The sequence below is a fragment of the Sphingobacterium sp. GVS05A genome (assembly GCF_019969845.1).
In the GTDB taxonomy this organism is placed as follows: Bacteria; Bacteroidota; Bacteroidia; order Sphingobacteriales; family Sphingobacteriaceae; genus Sphingobacterium.
The window spans coordinates 89,994-101,466 of sequence record NZ_JAHXYR010000003.1 but is presented as its reverse complement, the minus strand read 5'-3'; the positions used below and the strand labels follow the sequence as shown (position 1 = coordinate 101,466).

The following is an 11,473-nucleotide window of genomic DNA, read 5'->3' as shown; positions in this document are numbered from 1 at the left end:
AATCAGCTGAATATCAGTGTAATAATTTTTTAAAATTATTTAAATTTCATTTCTATCAGGAAATTTTTGGATATTTATCCCCATGATTAAAATCCTACTGGACTATAAATGGTGTTTTATTTGGGCCATCATAGTTATTGTTTTGTGTACGCTTCCCGGAAATAATTTTGATACAGTGCCTAGCTACCCCGGCATGGATAAACTCGTTCATGCAGGTATGTTTTTCGTTTTCTGCACGCTCTTGTATAACGGTGTTATACAGCAATTTAGAGGAAAACCAACACGTTGGCTCCCTATTTTCATTGTATCTTTCCTAGGCTTTGCATTTGCCGGATTGACCGAATTACTACAGCTTTATATTTTTACTTACCGTAGTGGTGATTGGTGGGATTTATTTGCTGACTCTGTAGGTATTGGTATGGCGGGATTTGCTTATCTATTGAATTACGTAAACAGAAGGGTTTAGAAGATCTTATTCATGTACCCTGAACTATTTCTTACTTTAGAGCGCTAGGATCAACCATAGCTTCGTCATGGGTTGTCAAAGGCAACTATTGGGCACGAGCCAAAGTTGCGACCGATACCTTACACCCGAACGATTCCCGTAGGGTAAGTGTAGCCGAAACGATTGTCGCACCGGTTGTTAGAACGTCATCAACAAGTAGCACATGTTCTCCCAACGGTTGTGAAATCTGTGTACAGACAAATACGTCTTCCACATTTCCATAGCGTGATAGACGATCTTTGCCTGTTTGTGTCATTGTCGCCCGTTCGCGTTTCAGAACGTCTTCCCGCAAAGGAATATTCATTGCCCGAGAGAGGCCTTGTCCAAAATATGCCGATTGGTTATATCCTCTTTTCCTGAGTTTACTCGCATGTAAAGGAATTGGCACAATCGCTGATAAACCCCGATATAGCTCCGATTCAAGCAGTTTGAGACCATACTGATAACCAAAATATTCGGCCAAAAAGGGTTGGTTATTGTATTTAATCTGGTAAATTAAATGCTCCACACGGCTCCCCTTTTGTAGTAGCATAAAAGAGCAGGCCTCTTCAATAGGGACTTTCCCCCAAAGCTGCCTAGCAGTATCATTATCCGAGTAAGTATGAAAATTGGTATAAGGCAAATGAAAATCACAGGCAATACAGATGTATTTTTCCTGATATTTAAGCGCACAACCGCAGCACGCACATTCCTTGGGAAAGAATATGGCGACAAAATCACCCAGAATATTTCGTAGATCAAATTGCATACAGGTAACTCCTTCAGTTAAAGATACCAACAATCTTGTAAACTACGCCTCTGAAGTCTCCTTATCTTTGTCTTTTATTGCCAATTGTCCGCAAGCGGCATCAATATCTTTCCCTCGGCTTCTTCTTACATTGGTAATGATTCCTTGGCTTTTGAGGTAGTTGGCAAATACATCAATCTTATCAGCTTCGGCATTCAGGAAGTCAGCAAGAGCAATTGGGTTGTACTCAATCAAATTTACTTTACAAGGCACATGCTTACAGAATCTAGCAAGTTCCTTTGCGTCCTCCAATTCGTCATTGAAATTATTGAAAACAATATATTCAAATGTTATTGGGCTTTTTGTCTTCGCATAAAAGTATTTCAGTGCTTCCGCCAATGCAGCTAAGGTATTCTGCTCATTGATCGGCATAATCTCATTCCGTTTTTTGTCATTGGCTGCATGCAACGAAAGAGCCAGGTTAAAACGCACCTGATCATCCCCCAATTTTTTGATCATTTTCGCAATACCGGCAGTAGATACGGTGATTCGCTTGGCAGCCATATTAAGACCATCTGGAGCTGTGATACGCTCAACAGACTTCATCATATTGGCATAGTTCAACAATGGCTCACCCATGCCCATATAGACAATATTCGTTAGCGGCTGATTGTAATTTTCCTCAGCTTGTTTACTGATTAGCACCACTTGATCATAAATTTCATCCGCATTGAGATTACGTTTTCGATCCATGTAACCCGTCGCACAAAATTTACAGGTCAGACTACAACCGACCTGCGAACTCACACAGGCTGTCATACGTTCAGGTGCGGGGATTAGCACCCCCTCGATGATATTGCCATCATAAAGCCTAAAGCTGCTTTTTATTGTCTTGTCTGAACTGATTTGCGACTCTTTAACTTTGACAGCATTAATTGTAAAATTTTCTTTCAGCTTTTCGCGTAGGGGTTTGCTCAAATTACTCATTTGATCAAAATCTACACAGGATTTTTCCCATAGCCACTCGTAAATCTGCTTTGCACGAAAGCCTTGCTCACCCAACGCGGTCAGTTGATCTTTGATCTGACTCAAAGACAAACTCCTGATATCTATTATTTTACTTTTTTCGATCACGGTACAAAGATAAGAATAATTAAGTGACAAAAAATCCCGTTCTAAAGAAAATAGAACGGGACAACTGTTATGTATGTGTTTTAAAATAGGTAGATTCGCTATCCTTTAGCCATGTATGGCTTCTTTATTTCCGTAAGACTGGATCAGTTTACCCTCAAAATCCAACCATTCCTTCCAACGTTTGTCTACGTCGACATCCACGGAATATTTCCTTGCAAAATTCAGGAATGTGGTATAATGGTTTGCTTCGGACACCATCAGATCGTAATAAAATTGCGCTAGATCTTTATCTTGAATATTTTGCGATAAAACCCTAAACCGCTCACAACTACGCGCTTCGATCATCGCAGCAAATAGTAGTCTGTCTATAAAAGCCATATTCCGGCTGCCATCTTTTTTGGAGAATTTCATCAGCTGACCGACATAGTCATCTTTCCGTTCACGCCCCAATGTATAACCCCGTTCCTTGATAATGTCAATAACCATTTTGAAATGCTCCATTTCTTCAATGGCTATAGCTGTCAATTCATGAACCAAATCCTCATGCTCTGAGTTGTTTGTGATCAAGGATATTGCATTTGAAGCGGCTTTCTGTTCACACCAAGCATGATCTGTCAGAATCTCCTCCAAATTTCCTTCAGCGATATTTGCCCATCGCGGATCTGTCAACAACTTAAGTCCAAGCATTCTACTATCTAAAATAATTTACTGACAAAGGTAGGTAATATCTCTGCTTAAAAAAAATGATAATACGCTCTTTTAGCTATCTTTATTAAGTACCGATCTAATTTTAGGTGCTATTTTTTCGCCATAGATCTCAATAGACCGCAACATTTCTTTATGTCCGGGTGCGCCGACGTCCATATGTGCAGAGAAACGGGTCAATCCAAATTTCTCATGGATCTCCAAAATTTTGTCAACTGCATATTCTGCATCACCAACGATAAGATGCCCCCGAGATGATCTACCAAAGTCATATTGTGTCTTTTGATAGGGTGGCCATCCTCGACTCGCTCCGATCCGATTCATCTGTGCCGAGTAGATCGGATAATAATAGTCCGCAATCTGCGTACTGTTATCACCAAAAAAAGCATGCATGTGAACACCAACTTGAAATTTTGACATATCGTGTCCATTATCTTCATAAGCTTGGCGATACATTTCAAACAAATGGTCGAAACTTTCATACATCCCGCCAATAATTGCGAACATGACAGGTAAACCCAATTTTCCGGCACGGATAACAGATGAAGTGGTACCCCCTACTGCAACCCAGATTGGCAAAGATCCATTCTTTGGTCGCGGAAAAATTTCCTGATTGATCAAAGGAGCTCTAAAATTTCCACGCCAAGTTACCGGATTCTGTTTATTCAACCGAAGTAGTAGTTCCAGTTTCTCCTCAAACAAATCCGCATAATCCTTTAAATCATATCCAAATAGTGGAAATGACTCAATAAACGAGCCTCTACCTGCCATAAGCTCCGCCCGACCATCGGACAACAGATCTACTGTTGCAAAATCTTGAAACAATTTGACAGGGTCAGCCGAGCTCAATACCGAAACAGCACTACCCAATCTGATGTTTTGGGTAACTGTAGAAGCTGCCGCCAGTATAATTTCGGGAGCAGCAACAGCATAATCTTCCCGATGGTGCTCGCCGATACCAAAGAAATCCAACCCAACCTGATCCATCAATTTGATTTCTTCAATAATTTCTTTCATTCTACCCTGTGCAGCCTGGATCTGACCTGTAGCGGGATCTATCCTCGAGTCACCAAACATTCCTATTCCTAATTCCATGTGTCTTCTCTATTTAAAAACTAATTCAAAAATAGGGGGTCTTTTTATCAATTTATTTGATCTAGGATAAGAAATACTAAAAAAGAGACAGGGTTGTCTTAACCACTTTATCTGCATTGCCACTAAAATGGTGTCCGCCTGAAAGATATTTCTTGTTAAAGTTTTTCAATCGAATCTTCTCCACCGGAAATTCGGCCTCATCATCTCCCAAAACAATACTCGTTTTAATCCCTTCTATCCGATTAATCTCAGCAACAACGTCAAGGCTACGTTTGGTACTGCTCCGCCCCAAGATATCGGCGATATGAATCTCCAAATCTGTGGATACCGAGGGTTCCAACAGTACGATGCTTCGCACATTTTTCTTTATTAAGGGATCGATACGATTTATGATAAAAGGTACTGCATCTGCTCCAAAAGAATAGCCCACAATAAAAAGCTGCTGGTTCTGTCTTGTCAAAATAAGGTTTTTGAGTGTATTTGAAATATCCGCGGCAATATCCTTGGCGGTCTTTTTCTTCCAAAAATAGTTCTTGGAGTCAATGGCAGCCACAGCGTAACCCGCATCAGCAATCAACTGACATATCTTATTTGAAAAAGAATTGAATCCACCATCTCCACTCAAGTAAAGCACCAGAGGCAATACTGCTTTATTATTCCAATATTTCATTTCGATCAAACGTTGTTGGGCGAGTGCATGAAAAGCCATGCAACCAATAATAAATAAAACGGTAAACTTTTTCATAGGATCAGTAATGCTGGCTGAATAAGGCTCCAGAGTATATTAATCATTAGGTTTCATCACCTTAACTAATGCAACAGGAAGCTGTATCAGATCAAAATCATTATCAAAGATAAGGTATTTGTTTTCCCAAAAGGTCGCATATTTCTCTTTAAAATCGCGCAAACTATGATAATGTTTGAAGTTTCCCAACCGTGTGGAAGCAAATTTCATAATCTTTTCTGCCGGACTATCAGTCGTTTCCAACCCCGTCATGGGAACCATTCCCATATTCAAATAACTATAATTTTGGGCTTTTGCATAGCTGATCATCTCAACTATTAGCGCATCCATACTTCCGCCCGGTGCTTCCAGCGACTTTCGGATCATATCATAAGTACATTCATCCTTGGCATAATCAGGAATAATATTCAGGAAGGCCACGATTTTGTCACTATCATTTTTAAGGACAATAATATCCTGCTCGACGAGCGTTTCGGCGCTGAACATCCCCTGAGAAAAGACCATTTCTTTTTTATCAAATTCCCTCAACCATTCGTCAGAAATGGCCTTAAGCTCATCCAACGTCTCTAGTTGCTGCGGCGCTTTCAATACTGCTGTGGTAAACCCTTTTTTCTGAATTGCATTAAGCCCATTACGCAGTGATTTGCGGTCTTTTCCTTCCAGTGTAAATGTCTCTAATTCCAAAACAGCCTCTTGGCCGATTGTTATCTTCTGTTTTCGAAGCGATGAGAAATGAACCAGACTATTTTCATCAACCCGATAATAAATAGCCTTTAATCCATTTGCATAACAATACCGGTCAAACTCTTCAACCAGTTCTTCTTTATCGCCTTGCTCACAGACTGGCTCATCCAATACAATTGCAAACTCATTTGCTAGTCGATAAGCTGTAAACCCCTCAGAAATCTCAGAGAAAAAAAGAACTTTGTCCTTCGCCAATTTGAAAAAATCCATCGGTGATTGCCCAAATTCATCCAACAGTTGTTGCGCTCGTTCTAATTCAGACTTACTTGAATCCTCATCGGTAAGCAAGCGCGGGCGGGCCAACGCATAGATGAGTAGAAACCAGCAAAAAATCCCCAAAACTTGCGTAATCCGCAGGAATTCCTGTCCAAAATTGGTATGTGGCATCAGATCATCATCAGCGAATAACAGAAAACTTTTTACGGTATGATAAATAGACTGCCGCCAAGTAAACTCAACACCAAAATGTTGTTTATCAATAAAGTAAAAGCTTAATATTTCAAATAAACAGACCCCGATCAATCCGACCGCAAATGTTACAAATCCGATCCTTACCCAGCGAATATTACTTTTTATCGGATACTGTTTATAGCTAATCCCCAAAAAGATCAGGGTCAACAGGGCTACTGATGCTTCCTCATAGTCCAATGCTTTAAACACATGTCCGAATAAAGAAAGCGCACTGAACACAACAGCTATCCAAAATGCCACCCGAAAGCCTTTGATCAAATAGGCTGAGGTAACCAACAAACCCACTCCCAGAACAAATACCATAAACTTAGATGCGTGGATAGCTTCGAGAGGTAAATAAAACCGGTCTAGCTTCATGCGATCTGCCAATGGTGGCGTCAGCACCGAAACAATGTTGATCATACCCAAAAAGAAAATCAGCAAGGCTGGTCCTACACGTGCTAAAAGCTGCCTACCCCGCCAAGCAAAAGCAATCAATCCTAACAATAGCGGCAGCCAGAATTCGAATACCCGATATAGAATGGTTATGCCCAAACCTTCGGCCTGACCGTAGCCGTATGCTTTGAAGATATATAGCATAGTTAGTTCCACTGCCCCCAATCCGCGCAAGAAAGGGGATACAATCATCAAAACTACCGAAACCGTATAGGCAATAGCTGCCGCCTCAAAGGAATGATCCAAGCCCAAAGCATACATACTGACAAAAGCATGTGCTATCCCACAGCACTCCACGACGATTGAAGCCAATACTGTCCCTAAGAGATATTTCATCTTCACTTCTCCCGAAAATATCTCGTCAATATTGGAGGCAACTGCCGGAAATTTTAATTCCACCCATCGATAGATCCCTTTATGTGTACGAAAGGACCATACCAGCCAAAACACAACGGCCAAAAGTACTCCCAAGATCAACAATGAAACCCAAGCATCCCCAAAATTTTTATTGTCCCAAATGGTATATAATATCACGGGTACACCGATCAGAAAAACGGTTAGCAGTCCCACATAACCATAGAGAGCACCAGCCTGATGAATCTGTGTCGTATTTAGATTCCTCTTTCGCAACTGCGTGGTAGTATAGGCGAGTGAACTAATACCACCTGCGGGGAGGAATACACTGAGCAGGTTTCTTTTTAAGAATAGATCTATGGCAATTTTCAAACTGATCGAAAGACCAATGGCTTTGAAACTCTGCACATACATCAGACCTTGCAATAGGACATAGAGCAGGGTTATACCAATGCCGACCGAAACCCAAGTCAGATCTGCTGCCTTTAACTGGGGAATAATGGCGGCTAGTTCTTTTCTTTCATTTCTAAAAAAAACAAAGGCTAACAAAATGACCAAAACAGCTATTAGCTCCTTCCAATAGGTTTTTGGCGAAAAATGCCGAATGCGTTGAACAATAGTTTTGCCCATATTATCGTTTATTGTATAATAACCAACCGTATTATAAACACGAAATAAAGCTAATCGTTTGAAAATGATAAATTGTTAAGTTTTCATCAATTCTTTTGACATTAATCTGTAATTTTCGCCCATGAAAGAGAAAAGGGTTTTGTTTATCGGACTGGTATGGCCAGAGCCAACATCCTCAGCTGCCGGCTTTCGGATGATGCAACTGATCGAGACATTCCTGGATCGTTCTTATCAAATTACATTTGCTTCCGCAGCGGCGAAGTCGCCCTATAGCGCAGCATTAAAACCGCTAGGTGTTAATGAACAATCCATTGTATTGAACAGTGACAGTTTTGACGGATTTATTGCAGCGCTACAACCTGATATTGTTGTCTTTGATCGCTTTATGGTGGAGGAACAATATGGTTGGCGGGTGGCCCAACAATGTCCTGATGCTCTTCGGGTACTTGACACCGAGGATCTCCATTTCTTAAGACAGGCACGACATACCTGTATCAAAAACAAGGACGATTTTTCCTTCGAGGAATTATTTACCGACACTGCAAAAAGAGAGATTGCTTCAATATTACGATGCGATTTATCATTAATCATTTCGGAGTCTGAGATGAAAATTCTAACGGAAGTATTCCGCATTTCACCCGATATTCTATATTATCTCCCTTTTCTTGAAAATGAGATTACTACTACCGATATTAATGCCTGGAAACCATTTGAAGAGCGAAAAGACTTGTTGTTTATTGGCAACTTCATCCATGAGCCCAACTGGCATACCGTGCAATATCTAAAAACAACGATTTGGCCAATTCTTCGGAAAATGCTTCCGAAAATAGAATTACATATTTATGGTGCGTATCCTACCCAAAAAGTACTTCAGCTGAATAACCCCCAAGAGAATTTTCATATCAAGGGAAGAGCTGATTCTGCAAAGCTCACCATGTCCAATTACAGACTATTGATTGCTCCAATCCAATTTGGCGCTGGTGTAAAGGGCAAATTTATCGATGCCATGCAAACAGGGACTCCTTCCATCACAACATCCATTGGTGCTGAGGCGATGAGAGGTAACCTAACCTGGAATGGCTTTATCGAAGATGAGCCTGAGACATTCTGTCAAAAAACACTGGAACTTTATAACGATGAAATCGCTTGGAAAACTGCCCAGACAAATGGCATCCATATCATCAATGAGCGTTATGAAAAACGAAAATATCAAGCGGATTTCATGACCAATCTATCCTTACTTAAGGTTCAACTGGATAAACATCGGCAGCAGAATTTTATTAGCCAAATACTCCTGCATCATACTGTGCAGAGCACAAAATATATGTCGTTGTGGATTGCTGAAAAGAACAAGTAATAATTTAATTAACCTCTCGCCACCAAGGAGAATATACGGTATCCAGTTTATTTAGATGGACCAGTTCTCCTATCTTTGGGGTAATAAGTTTACTATGTTCCTTCTGAGCAGTTTCATAAAACCTCTCCATCGGCTCCTTCCATCCATGCATGGCCAAGGCAAATTTTGAAGAGTGGACAGGCAGTGTGACTTTCGCTTGTAGATCTTTGGTTTCAAGGCCCCATTCTTCGGGTAAAGAGTGAATATAATGCCAAGCATCATTGTACTGCCCATTTTCTAAAATAGCCAGGTCAAATGGACCAAACCGTTCACCGATTGTCTTAAAATGTTTTCCATAACCACTATCGCCTCCTAAAAATAAATTATATTTTGAAGTCTTCAGGACGAAGGAAGTCCAAAGGGTATTGTTTCGAGTGATTCTGCGTCCCGAAAAATGTCTAGCAGGGGTAAAAGTTACCTGAAAATCAGGCAAAAGATTTATTTGATCATACCAATCGCCTTCGACAATCTGTGCTGGTTTATAACCCCAGGACTCGAAATGTGCACCTACCCCCAAACCGCAGATGACCTGACCGACTTTATCACGCAGTTTAATTATGGTCTCATAATCAAGATGGTCATAATGATCATGGGAAATAAATAGGTAATCTATTTTTGGGAAGTCTGCCGCAGTATAATCCACAGCGATTTCAAACGCTTTGTTACTCCCTGGAATGGGCGAGGCGTTGTCACTGAATACAGGATCAACGAGCAGCAGTTTGCCATCAATCTTCAGCAAATACGATGAATGGCCAAACCACACCAAAATATCTTGTGACGGCAGATTTTTTAGATCACATTTCATGGCCGGCAGTACCCCCAATGGCTTCAGCCCCGGCTTTTTATTAAAAAGAAAATCCCACATTAAAGAGACGATGTTTACATCACTCTTCAAGGAAGGTGTCACCTCAAGATTATGAAATACACCGTTTCTGAAATTAGGTGATTGCTTCATCCGCTCCAATCGCGCACCTTTAAAGCTTCCGCCAAACATTGGATGGACAAAGTAATAGAGCAACCCACTGACCAAGACAATCAATAGCATCCCTAAAATAATCCATCCAACGTTCTTCATTTTAGAAACTATTCTTCCACATCATGGATTCGACAGGACGGATGGTCTTGCCATTATATTTTGCATTACCCTTTGTATTGTAAAACGTCTCTATCTCTCCTTCTACAGCAAAATAAATCAATTGACCGATTGGCATACCGGCATAGACTCTGACGGGTTGTGCAACAGATATCTCCAATGTCCATGTATTACAAAAACCCACATCACCTTTACCAGCTGTTGCATGAATGTCAATTCCCAAACGACCAGTACTGGATTTTCCTTCCAAAAAAGGAACATGTTTATGTGTTTCTGTATATTCTTGAGTGACGCCTAAATAAAGGGTATTGGGTTCCAATACAAAACCCTCCTCTGGAATTTCAAAATGATTAATTTCATTATGCTTTTTGGCATCCAATACGCGATCTGCATAAGTTGCCAAATATTTACCCAAATGCACATCGTAGGAATTTGTTCCTAAGCACTTACGATCAAATGGTTGAATGACAATACTGCCATTTTCAATCTCTTCAAGAATTCTTTTATCCGATAAAATCATGTGTATCAAGATAGCAAGAGCATCAGGCCATGCTATATAAATTCAAAAATACGGTTCTCACTCAAATTTTTATGTTATTTTTTACTTTAAAAAACAATCCCATCAATTTTTCAGATCGCTCGGCATTGATTGTGCGATAATTTGCGATTTGTTTTTTAAATTTGGTTATGAGTCTAGTGTATTTACGTGAAATAGATAGCCAAACCAAATTTGCCATTTGGCGGATTGAAGAATCGGATGATGATTTATTGTCCAAACTTCAGTTGGATGAGCGTGAGAAGGCCAAATTAGGCTCTTTTAACAAGGGTAAGCGACGCTTACATTGGCTGGCTACGCGTGTATTGTTGCGGACCTTACTGAATACTTCACGTTATATTGACTGTCCTTCCGATGCTAACGGTAAACCTTATCTTGCCAATTTCCCGCAGAAGATATCCCTTTCACACTCTTTTGACTATGCCGCAGCAATGATAAGTACCGAAGGGGAAGTAGGTATAGATATGGAAATTATCAAGACAAAAGTTGAGCGCATCCAACATAAGTTTCTCAAACCCGTTGAACTTGCTTTTATTACACAGTGCGATACACGATACGAGCAGCTATATGCCTGCTGGTGTGCCAAAGAGGCAATCTATAAACTTCAGGGGAATTCAGGGGTTTCTTTCTTAAACAACATGACCATACAACCTTTCGAATACCAAAAACAAGGTGTGTTGAAAATCGAACTGGACAGCAACCATACCCACCAGACTTTTGAGGTACATTATGAAAAATTCAATGAATATATGCTTGCATATGCCGTTGGTTAAGGTCGCTTAAAAAAATAATTTTTCTCAATTTCAGCGAATTAGCGATATAAACGCACTTTTTTTTTGTGCTTATTGAAAAAGCTTCTATATTTGCAGCATCACAAAGGAAA

General features: G+C 40.3%; 11 protein-coding genes. 3 read left to right on the top strand and 8 right to left on the bottom strand.

Going from position 1 to position 11,473, the window contains the following annotated elements:
* Nucleotides 1–82: 82 nt before the first annotated feature.
* Nucleotides 83–466 (top strand): VanZ family protein, encoded by a 384-nt coding sequence (locus LC454_RS08165; protein WP_223581344.1) that lies wholly within the window; start codon nucleotides 83–85, stop codon nucleotides 464–466.
* Nucleotides 467–551: 85 nt separating this feature from the next.
* Here the strand turns inward: LC454_RS08165 and LC454_RS08160 are convergent, their stop codons facing one another.
* The 6 genes from LC454_RS08160 to LC454_RS08135 form a co-directional block, all read right to left on the bottom strand.
* A complete protein-coding gene (locus tag LC454_RS08160; RefSeq protein WP_223581342.1) occupies nucleotides 552–1,253 on the bottom strand; it encodes a ComF family protein in 702 nt (233 codons plus the stop codon).
* A gap of 42 nt (nucleotides 1,254–1,295) precedes the next feature.
* Nucleotides 1,296–2,396 (bottom strand): 23S rRNA (adenine(2503)-C(2))-methyltransferase RlmN, encoded by a 1,101-nt coding sequence (rlmN, locus tag LC454_RS08155; protein WP_262903054.1) that lies wholly within the window; start codon nucleotides 2,394–2,396, stop codon nucleotides 1,296–1,298.
* 75 nt (nucleotides 2,397–2,471) lie between these two features.
* Complete coding sequence (locus LC454_RS08150) at nucleotides 2,472–3,053, bottom strand: tRNA-(ms[2]io[6]A)-hydroxylase (RefSeq protein ID WP_120260452.1); 582 nt, start codon at nucleotides 3,051–3,053, stop codon at nucleotides 2,472–2,474.
* Between the two features lie 72 nt (nucleotides 3,054–3,125).
* Entirely contained in the window at nucleotides 3,126–4,166 is a 1,041-nt protein-coding gene (locus tag LC454_RS08145; RefSeq protein WP_223581340.1) for an Atu2307/SP_0267 family LLM class monooxygenase, read from the bottom strand.
* A 76-nt stretch (nucleotides 4,167–4,242) separates the two neighbouring features.
* Complete coding sequence (locus LC454_RS08140) at nucleotides 4,243–4,911, bottom strand: virulence factor (protein ID WP_223581338.1); 669 nt, start codon at nucleotides 4,909–4,911, stop codon at nucleotides 4,243–4,245.
* A gap of 39 nt (nucleotides 4,912–4,950) precedes the next feature.
* Nucleotides 4,951–7,545 (bottom strand): phosphatidylglycerol lysyltransferase domain-containing protein, encoded by a 2,595-nt coding sequence (locus LC454_RS08135; RefSeq protein ID WP_223581336.1) that lies wholly within the window; start codon nucleotides 7,543–7,545, stop codon nucleotides 4,951–4,953.
* 121 nt (nucleotides 7,546–7,666) lie between these two features.
* Here LC454_RS08135 and LC454_RS08130 point away from each other — a divergent pair, with 121 nt between their 5' ends.
* Nucleotides 7,667–8,902 (top strand): glycosyltransferase, encoded by a 1,236-nt coding sequence (locus LC454_RS08130; RefSeq protein WP_223581334.1) that lies wholly within the window; start codon nucleotides 7,667–7,669, stop codon nucleotides 8,900–8,902.
* A 4-nt stretch (nucleotides 8,903–8,906) separates the two neighbouring features.
* Here the strand turns inward: LC454_RS08130 and LC454_RS08125 are convergent, their stop codons facing one another.
* Nucleotides 8,907–10,016 (bottom strand): MBL fold metallo-hydrolase, encoded by a 1,110-nt coding sequence (locus LC454_RS08125; RefSeq protein WP_223581332.1) that lies wholly within the window; start codon nucleotides 10,014–10,016, stop codon nucleotides 8,907–8,909.
* Between the two features lies 1 nt (nucleotide 10,017).
* The gene (gene dcd, locus LC454_RS08120; RefSeq protein ID WP_120260458.1) at nucleotides 10,018–10,554 is read right to left on the bottom strand and encodes a dCTP deaminase; all 537 of its coding nucleotides are present in this window, start codon (nucleotides 10,552–10,554) and stop codon (nucleotides 10,018–10,020) included.
* Nucleotides 10,555–10,721: 167 nt separating this feature from the next.
* On the opposite strand from dcd, the gene LC454_RS08115 reads away from it, so the two are divergent.
* Nucleotides 10,722–11,363, top strand: coding sequence for a 4'-phosphopantetheinyl transferase family protein (locus LC454_RS08115; protein WP_223581330.1), 642 nt, complete (start codon nucleotides 10,722–10,724; stop codon nucleotides 11,361–11,363).
* Nucleotides 11,364–11,473: the final 110 nt, after the last annotated feature.